Origin of the sequence: Rhodoluna lacicola, assembly GCF_000699505.1 — a bacterium.
GTDB lineage: Bacteria > Actinomycetota > Actinomycetes > Actinomycetales > Microbacteriaceae > Rhodoluna > Rhodoluna lacicola.
This window is the reverse complement of the sequence record NZ_CP007490.1, coordinates 152828-169206: the sequence shown is the minus strand read 5'-3', so window position 1 is coordinate 169206 and position 16379 is coordinate 152828. Positions and strand designations below refer to the sequence as shown.

Annotated in this window: 18 protein-coding genes and 3 tRNA genes; 7 read left to right on the top strand and 14 right to left on the bottom strand. The window is 53.0% G+C overall.

What is annotated here, in order from left to right:
• Positions 1–27 precede the first annotated feature (27 nt).
• From nrdH to tilS, 13 genes are all read right to left on the bottom strand, one after another.
• The gene (gene nrdH / locus RHOLA_RS00850; RefSeq protein ID WP_038501713.1) at positions 28–255 is read right to left on the bottom strand and encodes a glutaredoxin-like protein NrdH; all 228 of its coding nucleotides are present in this window, start codon (positions 253–255) and stop codon (positions 28–30) included.
• Positions 256–441: 186 nt separating this feature from the next.
• Positions 442–675, bottom strand: a complete 234-nt coding sequence (locus RHOLA_RS00845; RefSeq protein ID WP_038501711.1) for a hypothetical protein — start codon at positions 673–675, stop codon at positions 442–444.
• A 36-nt stretch (positions 676–711) separates the two neighbouring features.
• Positions 712–2232 carry a lysine--tRNA ligase gene (gene lysS, locus RHOLA_RS00840; RefSeq protein WP_038501709.1) on the bottom strand — a complete coding sequence of 507 codons (1521 nt, stop codon included), beginning with the start codon at positions 2230–2232 and terminating at the stop codon, positions 712–714.
• A 10-nt stretch (positions 2233–2242) separates the two neighbouring features.
• A complete protein-coding gene (gene panC / locus RHOLA_RS00835) occupies positions 2243–3091 on the bottom strand; it encodes a pantoate--beta-alanine ligase (protein ID WP_038501708.1) in 849 nt (282 codons plus the stop codon).
• Positions 3091–3798 (bottom strand): Rossmann-like and DUF2520 domain-containing protein, encoded by a 708-nt coding sequence (locus tag RHOLA_RS00830; protein ID WP_227818784.1) that lies wholly within the window; start codon positions 3796–3798, stop codon positions 3091–3093. The genes panC and RHOLA_RS00830 overlap by 1 nt, the downstream gene beginning before the upstream one ends.
• A complete protein-coding gene (locus RHOLA_RS07020; RefSeq protein WP_051636147.1) occupies positions 3791–4288 on the bottom strand; it encodes a DUF3180 domain-containing protein in 498 nt (165 codons plus the stop codon). The genes RHOLA_RS00830 and RHOLA_RS07020 overlap by 8 nt, the downstream gene beginning before the upstream one ends.
• A 25-nt stretch (positions 4289–4313) precedes the next feature.
• Positions 4314–4811, bottom strand: a complete 498-nt coding sequence (folK, locus tag RHOLA_RS00820; RefSeq protein ID WP_038501706.1) for a 2-amino-4-hydroxy-6-hydroxymethyldihydropteridine diphosphokinase — start codon at positions 4809–4811, stop codon at positions 4314–4316.
• Complete coding sequence (folB, locus tag RHOLA_RS00815) at positions 4811–5218, bottom strand: dihydroneopterin aldolase (protein WP_038501704.1); 408 nt, start codon at positions 5216–5218, stop codon at positions 4811–4813. Before folB ends, folK begins: the two co-directional genes overlap by 1 nt.
• 9 nt (positions 5219–5227) lie before the next feature.
• Positions 5228–6094 (bottom strand): dihydropteroate synthase, encoded by an 867-nt coding sequence (folP, locus tag RHOLA_RS00810; RefSeq protein ID WP_227818783.1) that lies wholly within the window; start codon positions 6092–6094, stop codon positions 5228–5230.
• A gap of 2 nt (positions 6095–6096) precedes the next feature.
• On the bottom strand, positions 6097–6651 hold the full coding sequence (gene folE / locus RHOLA_RS00805; protein WP_038501702.1) for a GTP cyclohydrolase I FolE: 555 nt from the start codon (positions 6649–6651) through the stop codon (positions 6097–6099).
• Positions 6648–8696 carry an ATP-dependent zinc metalloprotease FtsH gene (gene ftsH, locus RHOLA_RS00800; protein ID WP_051636146.1) on the bottom strand — a complete coding sequence of 683 codons (2049 nt, stop codon included), beginning with the start codon at positions 8694–8696 and terminating at the stop codon, positions 6648–6650. The genes folE and ftsH overlap by 4 nt, the downstream gene beginning before the upstream one ends.
• A 26-nt stretch (positions 8697–8722) precedes the next feature.
• Entirely contained in the window at positions 8723–9274 is a 552-nt protein-coding gene (hpt, locus tag RHOLA_RS00795) for a hypoxanthine phosphoribosyltransferase (protein ID WP_038501700.1), read from the bottom strand.
• Complete coding sequence (tilS, locus tag RHOLA_RS00790; protein WP_051636145.1) at positions 9275–10315, bottom strand: tRNA lysidine(34) synthetase TilS; 1041 nt, start codon at positions 10313–10315, stop codon at positions 9275–9277.
• Between the two features lie 69 nt (positions 10316–10384).
• Between tilS and RHOLA_RS00785 the strand changes: the two genes are divergently transcribed.
• Complete coding sequence (locus RHOLA_RS00785; protein ID WP_038501698.1) at positions 10385–10870, top strand: inorganic diphosphatase; 486 nt, start codon at positions 10385–10387, stop codon at positions 10868–10870.
• 104 nt (positions 10871–10974) lie between these two features.
• Here RHOLA_RS00785 and RHOLA_RS00780 read toward each other — a convergent pair whose 3' ends face one another.
• Entirely contained in the window at positions 10975–12180 is a 1206-nt protein-coding gene (locus tag RHOLA_RS00780; RefSeq protein WP_038501696.1) for a C40 family peptidase, read from the bottom strand.
• Positions 12181–12305: 125 nt separating this feature from the next.
• Between RHOLA_RS00780 and RHOLA_RS00775 the strand changes: the two genes are divergently transcribed.
• From RHOLA_RS00775 to RHOLA_RS00750, 6 genes are all read left to right on the top strand, one after another.
• Positions 12306–12381, top strand: a tRNA-Glu gene (locus tag RHOLA_RS00775).
• A 21-nt stretch (positions 12382–12402) separates the two neighbouring features.
• Positions 12403–12476 (top strand) — tRNA-Asp (locus tag RHOLA_RS00770).
• Between the two features lie 58 nt (positions 12477–12534).
• Positions 12535–12607, top strand: a tRNA-Phe gene (locus RHOLA_RS00765).
• Between the two features lie 92 nt (positions 12608–12699).
• A complete protein-coding gene (locus tag RHOLA_RS00760; protein WP_038501694.1) occupies positions 12700–13749 on the top strand; it encodes an NAD(P)-dependent alcohol dehydrogenase in 1050 nt (349 codons plus the stop codon).
• An 11-nt stretch (positions 13750–13760) separates the two neighbouring features.
• Entirely contained in the window at positions 13761–14657 is an 897-nt protein-coding gene (locus tag RHOLA_RS00755) for an EamA family transporter (RefSeq protein ID WP_038501692.1), read from the top strand.
• Positions 14658–14689: 32 nt separating this feature from the next.
• Positions 14690–16378: an MFS transporter gene (locus RHOLA_RS00750; RefSeq protein ID WP_038501689.1), complete on the top strand. Its 1689-nt coding sequence runs from the start codon at positions 14690–14692 to the stop codon at positions 16376–16378.
• Position 16379 lies beyond the last annotated feature (1 nt).

Sequence of the window (16379 nt, the reverse complement as noted above, 5' to 3'; positions counted from 1 at the left end):
CTGATCAGCTTGAATCGAGCGGGCCGCTTAGGCTGCTGCGATTTCAGAGATCTTGTCTGGACGGAAACCCGACCAGTGGCTGTCTCCTGCGATAACAACCGGTGCAGCCGCATAACCAAGTGACTTAACTAGCTCCAATGCTGCTTCGTCCTGGCTCATGTCGATAACTGCGTACTCAAGTTCGTTGCGATCCAACAGCTTCTTGGTGCTGTCGCACTGAACGCATGATGGCAACGTGTAAACGGTGATGCTCATAAAAATCTCCTCAAAACGTACTTTTAGGCCAGTAATCAGGATCTCCGCGTCTATTTGAGGCAAGAGGTGGCGGAATGGCACAGAATTTCACTGATTTCCCCCGAAAAATGGCTTATTTAGTTGTTCCTTGAGTTTATGCCACTAGATGTAGTTATCGCAATGCGTATCGGCGTGTCGCACCAAAGACTATTTTTTAGTCGTTTTGGTCACTTTTTGGGCCGATTTTGGGCCTGATTTTGGTGCCTTGGCCACAACTTCGGCATCCCGGGCGGCTCTCATCTCGGCCTCAATCTCCGAGTAAACCTTGCGTTCGGTGGCATCGGCACGAAAAATCCCGCGCATAATCACGTAAAACAGCACTCCAACCAGGGCTGGTGGGATTATTGAGAGCAGGGCGTCCCAAAGAATTTGTAGATCCATGACTTGACCTTAACTTTCGATGCTGAGAATTACTTGCTATTTGACCAGCGGGAACATGATGGTCTCGCGAATGCCAAGGCCGGTAAGGCTCATTAGCAGGCGGTCGATACCCATTCCCATTCCACCCGATGGTGGCATGCCGAACTCCAGTGCCTTCAAAAAGTCCTCATCAAGCTTCATTGCCTCTGGGTCTCCGGCCGCGGCCAAAGTCACCTGCTCAACAAAACGCTCGCGCTGAATAACCGGGTCAACCAGCTCCGAGTAGCCAGTGGCTTGTTCATAGCCGCGAATGTAGAGGTCCCACTTTTCCACCACGCCACTCTTGGAGCGGTGATCGCGGGTTAGCGGTGAGGTATCAACCGGGAAGTCAATTACGAAGGTTGGCTTTACTAGATTGCCCTTCACAAAGTGCTCCCATAGTTCTTCAACGTACTTACCAGCTAGCGGGTGTTCAATCTCAATTTCCACCGATGCTGCCAGTTTCTTGAGCTCGGATATCGGTGTTTCTGGTGTGATGGTCTGACCGCAAGCTTCGCTCAATGACTCATACATTGAGATGCGTGGCCACTCGCCGCCTAGGTCGTTGATTTCGCCGTCTTCCAGAACCACCTGATGAGTTCCAAAAACATCCATCGCCGCGTTCTGAATTAGCTTCTGAGTTAGATCGGCAATTGAGTTGTAGTCGCCGTACGCCTGGTAGGCCTCAAGCATGGCGAACTCCGGTGAGTGGGTGCGGTCGGCACCCTCGTTGCGGAAGTTGCGGTTGATTTCAAACACTCGGTCAATGCCACCAACCACCGCTCGTTTCAAGAACAGCTCGGGTGCAATACGCAGGAATAGCTCTGTATCAAAGGCGTTTGAGTGGGTCTTGAATGGGCGAGCCGATGCACCGCCGTGCAGGGTCTGCAGCATTGGGGTCTCAACCTCAAGGAATGCCTCTTGTTCAAAGGTGCGGCGCAGTGACTGCATAACCTTTGAGCGAATCTGCACTACCTCGCGAGCACGATCGCGCACGATTAGGTCAATGTAGCGGTGGCGAACGCGGTATTCCTCGCCTAGTTCGTTGTGCAGGTTAGGGAGTGGTCGAATGGTCTTAGCAGCCATTAGCCACTCGTCGGCAAGAATCGAAAGCTCGCCGCGCTTTGAAGTAATTACTTCGCCGGCAACGAAAACGTGGTCGCCAAGGTCAACCAGTTCTTTCCACTGTTCCAGGCGGGCTTCGCCCACCTTGTCGAGAGACAGCATGGCCTGGATGCGCTGGCCAGAACCGGCCTGCAGGGTTGCAAAGCAAAGCTTTCCGGTGTTGCGCTGAAAAACAATTCGACCAGCCAGTGCCACCTTGTCACCGGTGGCAACATCGGTGTCTAGATCTGGGTAGGCGGCACGAACTCCGTCGATGGTGTGGGTGATTGGCAGGCTAACCGGGTAAGCATCGCCCATCTCGTTGAGGCGCTCTCGCTTGGCAAGGCGAACCGCGATTTGCTCTGGCAGATCCTGTTCTGAATCTTGCTCAATGTCTGGGTTGACACTGCCAGTGGCGTTTGTGTCCTGGCTCATGCGGGTGCTCCTAAAACGTGATTTCGGTGTTGTCGATCAATCGGGTCTCGCCCACCACGGCTGCGATGAGCAAAATTGCCCGGCCGGTGAATCCGTCGTTGACGGCCTCAAAGGTGTCGGCGTCGACAAGGGCGATGTAATCAAGTTTAGCCTCAGGTGCCTTAGTCATCTCTGTAGTAGCTGCCTGGAGCACCGACTGTGGCGAGCCACCCGGTGTGCTCGCAGCCTGCTGTGCACTTCGCAGCGCGGCCGAAATGTGTTCGGCCACCTTGTGATCGGCTGGGCTCAAATATCGATTTCTGCTTGAAAGCGCAAGACCGTTTGATTCGCGAATTGTTGGCGCAACGATTATTTCGATGCCGGTAAATTTTTGTGCGGCCAACTGCTTGACCAGGTAAACCTGTTGCGCATCCTTGGCGCCAAACACCGCGTAATTTGGCTTCACCGCCTCAAAGAGTCTTGCCACCACGGTGAGCATTCCGTCAAAGTGATCTGGCCGGGCGGACCCCTCGTAAAGTTCGCCGATGTGCCCGGCGCTTTCGCTGACATTCAAATTTCCGCGGTACAGGTCATTCACGGTTGGGGTGAACAACACCGATACCCCGATGCCATCAAGCTTCTCGGCGTCTTCTTCAATTGCCCGCGGATACTTTTCAAAATCTTCACCGGCGCCAAACTGCAATGGGTTCACAAAAATTGAAACCACCACAAAAGCTGCGTGCCTGCGTGCTTCTTTAATTAGAGAGAGGTGCCCCTCGTGCAGTGCTCCCATGGTTGGCACAAATGCAACTTCTAGGCCATCTTTTTTAGCGGCTTCAACCGCGGCGGTGAGTTCGTTGATGCCGGACACTCTTTGCATTAGTTCAGCAATTCCTCTGGGTCGATTGGAACGTGACCTTCGGCTAAGGCTTCTTCTACCGCGCTTCGAATCACCGGTGCCAAAACCGATCGCGCGTTTTCTACTCCCACTGACTCTAGTAAGCCAATTGATTGATTAACGATGAGCTTTGAGAAATTGTTCGCAACGCTGATTGCCTCAAAGTAGGTTTTTCTGTCTTGTTCGGAAATCACAATGGGCTCAGCACCCATCTCAATCACCAGCGCTTGGGCGATCGGCAACGCAACATTGGGTGCGGCTACTGCAAAAAAGCTCTCACGAATTCGCGATAAATCAACAGAGGTGCCGGTGAAAGTCATGGCTGGGTGAATCGCGAGTGGAATCACACCCTTGCTGACGGCGGGCTCTAAAATTCCAAAACCAAACTCACCCGCGGTATGCGCCAACAATTGGCCAGCTCTAAACAAACCGGCCTCGGCAATGCCTGCGACCGTCTTTTCAATTTCTTCCGCGGGAATGGCCAGCAAAACTAAATCAGACTGCTGAATAATCTGCGGTACGGGAATAACTGCCACCTGCGGCAGCAGTGCTTCAGCGCGCTCAATGTTTGCCGCATCGGTGGTGGCGATGCCAACGATTTGATGCCCTGCAGCAGCAAGAGCTTGGCCAAGCACCGCACCCACCGGGCCCGCTCCAACTACGCCTACGCTGAGTCGGCCGCTAGTCAACCTGTAACTCCAAATTTGCAGTGGCGGTGCCGTCATCGGGAATGCGGCAAATTCTTTCCACGATGATTGCGCAAATCGTCATGAGCAGCGCGCCAATCAGGCCCAACACGTTTTGCAAGGTGGATGACGGAACCACCGGAGATGTGAGTTGCAACCAGACCACACCCAAGTGCCAACCGCTAAAGATTGCTCCAGAAATTGAAATCGCCTTGGCAAGCAAAACCAAGCGCACGGCAAAAAACGGATTCATTGGCATGGGTCTTGGTTTGGCCGCATCCTTAGCTCGCGAAATCAGAGCCTTGCGATATTTAAACATTGGTATCGCAACCACGATCAATACGATTCCAATTAGTGGCAGCGTGATGATGATGTTCCACGGCGAGATGGGGATGGCTCCGCCGGAATTCACTAAAAGTTTTGGTAGCAGGTAACCGGCGGTGGTAGCTGAGACCGCCCAACCAATCAGAGTCATAATTTTTGTTGGCTTCATTTTTCTAGCGCTAACTTTTGATAGCTCATTTTGCTAGCCAGACTTCGCTCTGCATCGGTGCAGCCAGTTCTTTCACATAACCGTGGCCCGGCAGAACGGCATCGGGTTCCAACATGGCCCAGGGCACCAACACAAATGCCCGTTCAAATGCCCGCGGATGAGGAATGGTCAATTCCTTTCCAGCCTTGAGCACGTCACCGTAGGTAATGATGTCAATGTCTAGGGTGCGTGAACCCCAACGCTCCAATCGCACGCGACCGTGCTCTGTTTCTATGCGGCGAATTTCTTCGAGCAATTCTTTAGGCTTTAGCGTGGTTTGAATTTGCACCACACCGTTTAAATAATTTGGCTTAGATTCATCAACGCCATCAGCCGTGACTGCCGACGATTCAACCAGCGGTGAGCAAATCACCTTTTTGATTCCGGGTGTGACCGCTAGTGCCTTGAGTGCCGAGCGGATTGTCTTGCGGCGCTTGCCGAGGTTGCCACCAATCGCCAAAATTGCACGAACCGGTTCGGCCATTAGTTTTCGTCTCCAGATTTAAATGAATCCTCGCGCTTGCCCTTCACTGTGACTGAGACGTCGTTGAATTCGTAAACGATGGGAGCGTTGGGTTTGTGCACGGTAATTTTTGCCTTGGCAACCGGACCGGCCGGGCCGCCCCAGTTGAGCACTAAATCCAAAAGTCGCTGAGCCAGGGTTTCCAACAGGTCAACCGGCTGGGTCTTGACGTTGTCGACCAGCGCCTTGGCCAGATCGCCATAGTGCACCGTGCGGCTGAGGTCATCGCTGAAATCCAGGCCCTTGGCAGCCACCCAAACGGTTGCATCGATGTAAAAGTCTTGGCCGTTTTGGCGTTCAAAATCAAAAACCCCGTGGTGCGCGAAAACCCTAAGCCCGGTGAGCTTTATCTTTAGGGTTTTGGCCATGGCTAAAGCCTAATTGGAGTCGCGCAGTGCCTGAACGATGGCAATTGCGTCTGAGGTGGCCACCACATTGTGCACCCGCACTCCCCACATTTTGCGCTGCATCAGCAGTGCGGTCAGCACGGCGGTTGCCAGATCGCGACGATTATTTGAGATGGTTCCTGCTCCGGAATCTGATACCTCTAGGTCGGCATCCAGCGCACCGGCGATGAATCGCTTGCGTGAGGCTCCAACCAGAATTGGATAGCCAAGCTTTTCCAGCTCATCTAGCCTGGCCACCAGCTTCCAGTTCTGATCCATGTCTTTGGCAAAACCAAGACCCGGGTCAATCACAATTTTTCCCTTGCTGACCCCGGTAGCCAGAGCCACATCGATTCGGTTTTTTAGTTCAATGGCAACTTCGCGGGCAACATCTTGATACTGATTTAGTTGATCCATCTCAGTGCTGAAACCACGCCAGTGCGAAATCACAAGCGTTGCACCGGTAGCAGCGGCCACCGAGAACATTTTTTCGTCGGCCAAACCGCCAGAAACATCGTTGATGATTTTTGCACCGGCGGCCAGCGCGGCCAAAGCAGTTGATGCGTTCATGGTGTCAATAGAAATTTGCACGTCGTTGCGACCGGTGTTTAGCAACTCGGCACTCAAGGCCTCAATCACCGGAATCACTCTGGCGAGTTCTTCATCGGTGCTGATTCGCTGCGCACCAGGTCTGGTTGATTCACCACCAACATCAATGATATTTGCTCCACCGATAATCAGCACGCGTGCGTGATCAAGCGCGGCAGCAAGCGAATCAAATTGGCCGCCATCGCTAAATGAATCTGGGGTGACATTTAGCACCCCCATAATTTTTGGTGCCGGATTATTGGTCTGCATATTTACTTAGAAATAAGTGCCATTACCTCGGCACGCGATGCGGGCTCTGAGTAGCAACCGCGGGCAGCCATTGTGATGGTGTTAGCCTCTGGTTGTCTTGCGCCACGAGAAATTACGCAGTGGTGGCGAGCTTCAATTACTACCACCACACCCTTGGTACCCAGACCCTGCTCAAGTGCATCGGCGATTTGCGCGGTTAGGTTTTCTTGCAATTGCGGGCGAGCCGCAACTAGCTCAACCAGCTTGGGTAATCTACCCAAACCAATCACGCGATCCGACGGCAGGTAGGCCACGTGGGCGACACCGGTAAACGGCAATAGGTGGTGCTCACACATCGATACAAAATCGATGTCTTTGAGAATTACAACCTCGTTGTGCTCCGCAGCAAATGTTTCTGCAAGAACTTCTTTTTCATCTACGCCAACGCCTTTGAAGAATTCACCGTAGGCAACAGCAACTTTTTCTGGAGTGGCTAACAGTTCCGAACGGGTTGGGTCTTCACCGATTGCCGAAATTAATTCAACAACCGCCTTTTTTACGCGTTCGGCATCAATCACTTCTTGTTAACGGGTTTCTTTGCGACCGGCGTCTTGGCAGCGACCTTCTTTACCGAAGCTTTTTTAGCCGCTGGCTTTTTGGCCACTGACTTTGCCTTGGCGGCAGCCTCAGCCTTGGCTACGCGAGCGCGCGCCGCATTGGAACCCTTGTCTGGAATTGCGATCGGACCCTGCTTTGAAACTGGGCGCGACTTCTTGCTCAACCACTGTGGGCGCTTAGGTAGCTTCTTGACTGGCTTGAAAATCTTGGCGATGTCCTCGGCCTGCAGAGTCTCGCGCTCCATTAGCTCCTTGGCCATGGCATCAAGCACCTTGCGGTTGGTCATCAGTGCCTTGTAGGCCTCGTCGTGAGCAGCATCAAGAATCAGGCGAACCTCGGCGTCAATCTGCTGGGCTGTTGCCTCAGAGTATTCGCGAGCCTGAGCCATGTCTCGACCAATGAAAACCTCGCCGCTGTTGCCGAACGAAGTGGCGCCAAGCTTGGCCGAGAAGCCGTACTTGATCACCATGTCGCGAGCGATGTTGGTGGCCTTCTCAAAGTCGTTTGACGCACCGGTGGTTGGGTCGTGAAAAACAATTTCTTCGGCAACGCGGCCACCCATTGCGTAAGCAATCTGGTCAAGCAACTGGTTGCGTGAAACGCTGTAGCGATCCTCAAGTGGCAAAACCATGGTGTAACCAAGCGCACGACCGCGCGGCAAAATTGTCACCTTTGAAACCGGGTCACTGTTGTTCAAAGATGCGGCAACCAGTGCGTGACCTGCCTCGTGGTACGCGGTGTTCAGACGCTCGCGGTCTTGCATGAGTCGCGACTTCTTCTGCGGTCCACCGATAACGCGGTCAATCGCCTCGTCAAGGGTTGCGGCAGAAATTTCTTTTTCGTTTTGACGCGCGGTCAACAACGCTGCCTCGTTCAAAACATTTGCCAAGTCGGCACCGGTGAAGCCAGGTGTGCGTCGTGCAACGCTGGCCATGTCTACCTCGTCAGAGATTGGCTTGTTCTTTGCGTGCACCTTCAAGATTTGCTCGCGACCAAGAAGGTCCGGTGCGCCAACACCAATCTGGCGATCAAAACGACCTGGGCGCAGCAATGCCGGGTCAAGAATGTCAGGTCGGTTTGTTGCAGCGATCAAGATCACGTTGGTCTTGGAATCAAAACCATCCATCTCAACCAGCAACTGGTTCAGGGTCTGCTCGCGTTCGTCGTTTCCGCCACCAATTCCGGCACCGCGGTGACGACCAACCGCATCAATTTCGTCGACGAAAATAATTGCCGGCGCTGATTGCTTGGCCTGCTCAAACAAATCGCGCACGCGAGATGCACCAACACCAACAAACATTTCAACAAAGTCAGAACCTGAGATTGCAAAGAACGGTACCCCGGCCTCACCGGCAACCGCCTTGGCCAAAAGTGTCTTACCGGTTCCCGGCGGACCATACAACAGCACACCGCGTGGAATCTTGGCTCCCACCTTTTGGAACTTCTCTGGTTCCTTCAAAAATTCTTTGATTTCAGTTAGCTCTTCGAGCGCTTCGTCGCTACCGGCAACATCGGCAAAGGTCACGTTTGAAGTTTCCTTGGTGACCAGTTTTGCCTTTGACTTTCCAAAGTTCATAACCCTGCTGTTGCCACCCTGCAAACCTGACATCAGGAACCAGAAAATTGCACCGATGATGACGAACGGCAAAAGTGTGCCAAGCAGCGCCAGGTACCACGGGGTGGTCTGCACGTCATCGTTGTAGCCATCGGTGATTTCAGACTGGGCAATGATCTCAGCAACCTGAACGCCGCGCGGTGCCACGTAATAGAACTGAATGTGGTCGCCATACTTTGGGTCCGGTGAATCAAGCACCACGTCAACGCGCTGATCGGTGCCTAGCACGGTGACCTCTTTAGCCTGGCCAAGCTGAATCAGCTTGAGTCCGTAGGCGGTATCCACGGTCTTGATGCTGTTGCCATTGACCATGTTTGAGCCAATTAGCAACACCATGACGGCAACGAAGATCCAAACAAATGGACCAGCAAGAATTTTTTTGAAGTTCATAATCGAGGCGGTGCCTCATACCTTTCTTATGAATAAACAGCTGGCGAAAGAACTGCAACGCCCTTTAGCGTGCGGTATCTCTCGGCATAGTCGAGTCCATAGCCAACTACAAACTCATTCGGAATATCAAAACCAACAAGACCCACATTTACTTCCACCTTTGCCGCAGCAGGTTTACGAAGCAATGCCACAACCTCAACGCTGGCGGCACCGCGGGCCTCAAGATTGCCAACCAACCAGCTGAGGGTCAGGCCTGAATCAATGATGTCTTCAACGATTACAACGTGACGTCCAAGCACATCGGCGTCTAAATCCTTAAGAATGCGCACTACACCTGAAGAAACGGTTCCTGAACCATAGGAAGATACGGCCATCCAGTCCATTTGCACCGGAATCTGCATCGCGCGCGATAGGTCAGCCATAAACATGACCGCACCCTTTAACACACCAACCAGCAGAACATCTTTATCGGCGTACTTCTTATCTAGCTCTGCCGCTAGTTCAGCAACCTTTTCGTTGATTTGTTCCTCGGTGACGAGCACCTTTGTAATTTGGTCGCTTACCTTCGAAAGGTCCACTTAGCAGGCTCCTGTTTTGAGAGTTTTTGTGGTGTGTAGGGCAATGGTTTCACCCGTGCGTTCAACTCTAATGCCTGGCAGAGTCAGCGGTTTCTGTCCGTGCCAGTCATCCACAAGGGCATCCACAGCCAAAATATGCACCCGGGCCAGCATCGGCGCTTGCAAAACCAATGCGGCGAGCGCGATCACGCGGTGACGAATGGCCAGTGGCAGCGCCCTAAATTCTGCAACACCGATATCGATTCTCGTGGCCCGCTCTTGGGCAACCCTCTTATAAGCGTCTAGAGCCAGCTCGGCTAGCACCTCTTCGTCTTCGCGCAGGGTTTCGGCGGTTCGGGCCAACGCTTCGGCAATGCCCGGGCCAAGCTCGGCCTCTAGTGCTGGCATCAGATTTTCGCGCACCCGCACCCGGGTGTAGGCCTGATCCTTATTCATCGGATCGTGCCATGGCTCCAGGCCACTATCGGTGCAAAAGGCTTCTGTGGTTTGCCGAGTGATTCCAAGCAGCGGGCGCAGGTAGTTGCCAGAAACCGCCGCCATGCCATTCAGGCTTCGGCCACCTGAGCCACGAGCCAAACCCAGCAGCACTGTTTCGGCCTGATCGTTCAAGGTGTGGCCAAGCAACACCGCGTTCGCGCCAGTCTCTTCGGCGACTTTATCGATGGCCGCGTATCTTGCGGTTCGGGCAGCTGCCTCGGGTCCGCCATCGGTGCCCACAGTCACCGTGCGAATTTCAACCGGGTACAAACCCAACACCGATAACTTGTGTGCGGTCTCTGCGGCAATTTCGGCGGAACCCGGTTGCATGCCGTGATCGATGACCACCGCGCCAACTCGCACGCCATTGCTTTCGCCGGCTCTTCCCGAAAATCTTGGGCCTTCAAATGCCGCGGCCGCGGCCAGTGCCAACGAATCGGCACCGCCCGAGCAGGCCACCAGCACCAGGTCATCGGCTTGAATTCCGGCTTGCTCTAAACATTCGCGCACGGTTCGACGCACATCGGCAATTGCCGGGGTAAGTCTTGGTCGCGATTCGGGCATCGGTGTTCTTTCGGTAATCTTTTAGAAGTTGTGCAAGCACCTCTTGCCATAAGCCTATTTAGGAGACCCATGGGTTACGAAGCAGTAATTGAAATTCCTCGCGGATCACGCAATAAGTACGAAGTTGATCACGAGACCGGTCGCGTGCACCTCGACCGCGTTCTATTCACTCCTTTTGTTTATCCAATTGACTACGGTTTCTTCGATAAGACCCTGGGTGGCGATGGCGACCCACTAGACGCGCTGGTAATTCTTGAGTTCCCGGTGTTCCCCGGTGTGGTTGTTGATGTTCGCCCGGTTGGCGTGCTTCCCATGGAAGACGATGGGGGCATCGACGAAAAGGTTATCTGCGTGCAGACCAAGGACCCTCGCTACGCACACATCCAGGACATCAACGACGTTCCTGAGCAGCTAAAGAAAGAACTGCATCACTTCTTCTCGCACTACAAAGATCTAGAGCCGGGCAAGTGGGTAAAGGTTGGCGAGTGGCAGGGTAAAGATGTTGCTGAGCGTCTAATCAAAGAGGCGTACGCGAGATTCGAGAGCGGCCACTAGGACGCTCTAATCGAAGCCGCCACTGGTGTCGATTAAGTTTTTTGAAAGAAGGGTCCCCAGTGGGGACCCTTCAGTCTTTGTGTGAGTACTTTTTGCTGCCTAAATTAGTTTGCGGTTGGTCGCCCAGCGTATGGGAAAAGTTCACCGTAGCGAAGCGGAACAATTCGCACGGTTCGCGCTGGGTTCGGCGACTCAAGCATCATGCCACCACCCATGTAGAGCACTACGTGATATTTATCGCCGTCAAAAGAACTGGACTCGGTGTACCACATCAGGTCACCGCTCACCGCTTGCTGCAACGGAATCAGCTTCTTGGCATAAGCCATGGTGCGGAACTGATTGGTTGCCGAGTGCGTACCAATGTAAACACCTACTGCTGCATACGATGCCTTGGTGATTCCGGAACAGTCCCAAACATCTGGCCCCATTCCGCCAAGTACGTAACGCTCACCAAGTTGTTGCTTGGCAAATGCGAATGCGCCATCAACCTTTGCAGCATTTGCCGGACCAACATCATAAAGTTCTGGCGCGGTTGGCATTGTCTTGCCAGCGTTCTGTCGCGCTTCGGCAGCAAGACCCTCCGCACGTTGACGCTCAAGATCGGCAGCGGTGTTTCGCAAGCTAGCAAGTTGGCCGTAGAAAGTTTTGTTTAGACGATTGTTTTCATCTACTTTTGCCTGCACCGCGTTCGCTGCGTTTTGCGCTTCAACGAAAGCGGCCTTGGCAATTGCGGCGGTTGCTGCTAATTCTTTTTTGGCAACATTAAGTTCATCGGTCACCGATTGCGCATACTGTTGCTTCTCAATCGAGCGGCGGTAAATCACATCTGACTGCTGGGCAACTTTTTCTTGTGCGCCAAGTTGGTAAAGCAAGTTGTCTGCTTCACCGGAATTCAAAAACAGAGTCATGGCGGTTCCGCCGGTGGCACCATCTTTTTGCATCTGCGCGGCAATCTTGCCAAGCTGTGCCTGCGCTTCATCGGCTGCGGCATTTGCGGCGTCAGCCTGCGACTGCAAACTGTTTACCCTGGCAGAAATAATGTCTACTTTTTCTTGGGCCTGGTTAAATGTCTCACCTTTTATCTGAGCGGTGCGACCCAGGTCGGCGGCTTCGGCGGCAAGGTCGGCAATGATTTTTTCAAGCCGCGCAATCATCGCCTTCTTTTTGGTCACATTATTTTTGGCGGCAGCTACCTCGGCAGCCGACGGATAGCTGGGCACCGCAAAAGAAGGGGCCACGGTCAAACCGGTGAAAATCAGCCCAGAGACCGCAAATGCAGCGATCAGGGCGCGAGAAACACGGATTGTCATAGTTTCGAAACTAACACGCGCCCCTTTATAAGAGGCTGAAGGCTACCTGTGAATGATTCTCGGGTTGCCATCGGCCATCTCACCCAGTATTCTTGGCTCTTGGTGCTATGAAGTATCTCTTTGTAGGCCCCATCGTTTAGTGGCCTAGGACGCTGCCCTTTCACGGCAGTAGCACGGGTTCGAATCCCGTTGGGGTCACCAATAGATGGCTAGTAGCAACTAGATCCTGTAGCTCAGTTGGTTAGAGCGCCGCCCTGTCACGGCGGAGGTCGCGGGTTCAAGTCCCGTCAGGATCGCTTTACTAAAGCCCTTCATTAGAGGGGCTTTTAGTAAATCGGGCAGGTAACTGCTCGAGGCTCTGTAGCTCAGTTGGTAGAGCGAACGACTGAAAATCGTTAGGTCACCGGATCGATGCCGGTCGGAGCCACAAGTAAGCCCTCTCTTCGGAGAGGGTTTTGCTTTATCCGGGTTCGCCTAACCGGGTACTTATTTGAACTCGCCTCGGCTTAGGCTGAACCCATGACCACAACTAATGCGCTTCTAATTAACCAGGCCAATGCACCTATTACTAAGGGCACCATTGAGCGCCGTGCGGTGCGCGCCAAAGATGTTCGAATTGCAATTAGCTATTCCGGCATTTGCCACTCCGATGTCCACCAAGCACGCAGCGAATGGGGCAACGATATTTTCCCAATGGTGCCGGGCCACGAAATTATCGGTGAGGTTATTGAAGTAGGTGACCAGGTAACCAAGTTCAAAATTGGTCAAACCGTTGGCGTGGGAGTTTTTGTTGATTCGTGTCGCGAATGCGATGCCTGCAAATCAAATCTTGAGAGCTACTGCGAGAAGGGTCCGGTTGGTTCCTACAACGGATACGCATACAACGGTGACGTTGAGTACGGCGGCTATTCAAAAGAAATTGTCACCGATGAACACTTCGTGCTGCACATTGCCGATGGCGTAAACCTTGCCGAATGCGCGCCACTGCTTTGCGCAGGTATTACCGTTTACTCGCCATTGAAGCACTGGAAAGCTGGACCGGGTAAAAAGGTTGCGATTCTTGGCATGGGTGGTCTTGGTCACCTTGCAGTTAAGTTTGCCGTTGCACTTGGCGCCGAGGTAACCGTGCTTGGTCACTCGCTCAGTAAAAAAGAAGATGCGCTTTCTTTTGGTGCGGTTGACTATCGCTCAACCTCAGACCAGCAAACTTTTGTTGACCTAAAGAATAAATTTGATTTCATTTTGAACACCACCAGCGCAGACATTCCTGTTGATTCACTGCTGGGCATGATCAAGCTTGATGGCGCACTCGTGTTTGTTGGTCTGCCAGTTGATAGCCAAAGCTTCAACGTATTTAGCGTTACCGGAAACCGCCGTTCAATCAGTGGTTCACAGGTTGGGGGCCAGATTGAAGTTCAAGAGATGTTGGATTTTGCCGCGAAACACAAAATCGGCGCCTCAGTTGAAATGCTCGACGCAACTGACCCAGCGACTATCGATGCCGCTTGGAATCGTGTAGTGGCCGCCGATGTGCGCTACCGCTTTGTGATTGACGCAAGCACCATCTAGTCAAAACCAAAATGATCACCGCGATCCTGGGATTACTCACTGCCGTGACCTACGGTGCCGCTGACTTTTTTGCGGCGATTGCCTCACGCCAAATTCGAGTGGTCACGGTTACCGCTCTGGCCTCAATGTCTGGCCTCATGGTTTTGGTTTTGCTGTTGCCATTTATGGGCGGTGATTTCTCTGAGCAGGCTTTCTTCTGGGGGCTAATGGGCGGGCTTAGCTCAGTTGTTGCACTCTTAGCGCTTTACGCCTCGCTGGCACTTGGGCCAATCTCAATCATCTCGCCACTGGGTGCGCTGGTGTCGGCAATCGTTCCGGCAATCATCGGGGTTAGTCTGCTAGGCGAAAGTTTTTCGGCAATCGGCTGGGTGGCAATTGCGATTGCACTGATTGCCGTGGTGCTGGTGGGTTTCGTGCCACCAACATCAAAAAACGGTGAGATTGTGCAAATGCCAAAGCCACGAGCAATTCTTTTGGCAATCATCGCCGGTACCGGAATCGGAATCGCGGTGACCAGCCTGGCTAGGTCTCCGCACGACTCTGGAATCGCACCCATAATCGTGATGCGCACCACTGCGGCAATTTTGCTTGGGTCAGTGGTGCTAATTACTGTGTTGCGTAATCGCAAAATTAAGGCAGGAAGTTTTGGTCGAGCAGAACACGGGCCAATCACCTCAAAGATTTTCTTGACCATCATGGCGGCCGGCGCCTTAGATGCCGGTGCAAATATTTTCTTCACGCTGGCCTCACGCACCGGTGCGCTCACGGTTGTTGGTGTGCTTACCGCGCTATACCCGCTGGGCACAATCCTTTTGGCTCGCCTGGTGCTGAAAGAACACGTGGCCACCACTCAGAAGATTGGCATTGCGCTGACTCTAAGTGCCAGCCTTTTGCTTGCTTTGGCCTAAGAAAGGCTCAACTCAGCCGGTAGTCTGAGGCTATGTCTAAAACCCCAAACCGTTGGATCGGTCTTGTCTTTATTTCCATGGCGATTTCACTCGTCATCATTGACGGAACCATCGTCAACACAATTTTTCCGTCAATCATCGCCGATCTGAAACTAAGTTCAACAGAGGTCCAGTGGGTGCAGGAAAGCTACGTGCTGGTCTTTGCATCACTGCTTTTGGTCTGGGGAACAATCGGTGACCGCATTGGTCGCCGCAAGCTTTTGATTATCGGTATTTTCATTTTTACCCTGGCTTCAATTTGGGCTGGTTTCTCTACCGATGCCTCAACAATGATTTTGGCTCGCATCGCTCAAGGTGTTGGTGGCGCGATGGTGCTACCAACCACGCTGTCACTGGTAAACGCAACCTTCCAAGGCAAAGAACGTGGAATCGCATTTGCGGTTTGGGGTTCAACCATCGGTGGAATGGTTGCGGTTGGTCCGGTGCTTGGCGGTTGGCTTGCCACCGATTTTGATTGGCGCTGGGCTTTTAACATCAACGCTCCGCTTGGGCTAATCATCATCATCGGTCTTTTGATTTTTGCTACCGAATCAAAGCAAGCGCAGCGCGAGGGTCGAATTGACTGGGTTGGTGCCGGCATCTCGGTAATCATGTTCTCTACCCTGGTTTTTGGTCTGATTGAGGGTCGTGCCTACGGCTGGTGGAACGTGAACCCGGCAAACCAGTTTGCGATTGGTGACTTCAAGTGGCCAACCACCGGCATCTCTGTGATTCCGGTATCGCTAGCCATCTTCGTAATTTCAACCGTGCTGTTTGTTCTTTGGGAACGCTCACGCGAGAAGGCTCAGAAAAATGTAATTCTTGACCTCGGCCTGTTCGGCATCGCTTCTTTTAGAAACGGTTCGATTGCCGCGGGAATCATCTCAATGGGTGAGTTTGGTTTGCTCTTCGCGATTCCACTTTGGTTGCAGAACGTTCAGGGACTCAGCGCAATTTCATCTGGGCTCGTCTTGCTGTGGCTTGCCGGTGGAGCATTCCTAGCCTCTGCAGTTGGCGGTGCACTAAGCGGAAAACTTTCTGCAACTAATGCCGTTCGCATCGGTGTATTTCTAGAACTGATTGCCGTTGCCGGAATCGCGTTTATTGCGTCAACATCTGGTGGCTGGCAAGGCATCGCGCCATTCCTAGCAATTTACGGAATTGGAATTGGATTGGCCACCGCGCAGCTAACCGGCGTGATCATGGTTGATGTGCCACTGGAAAAAACCGGCCAGGCTTCAGGTTCGCAGTCAACCGTTCGTCAGATTGGTTCGGCACTCGGCATTGCAGTTTTGGGTACCGTACTTTTCACCTCTACCCAGGCCTCAATCGAGACTCGCATTGTTGACCTGCCAGGATTGTCAGTCGTTGACGAACCAACTCGTCAAATAATTGCCGAGCAGATTGCCGGACCAGTTGCCGACTCTGCCGGTGCCGCGATCATTGCAATTCCACAGTTCCTAACTTCACAGGGCATGCCTCAGGATGTTGCAAACCAGGTAACCGTAGCCGCAGCCGATGGATTCACCGATGGCATGAAGGCAACCGGTTGGGCCGCAGCTTTCTTCTTGCTGCTTGGTCTTGCCTCAACCTACAACCTGGGCACAAAGTCAAAAGAAGTTGCCGGAGTCCGCAAGACTCGTGCAAAGGCAAAGCCAGAAACTAAGGCTGACGCCGAGTAAC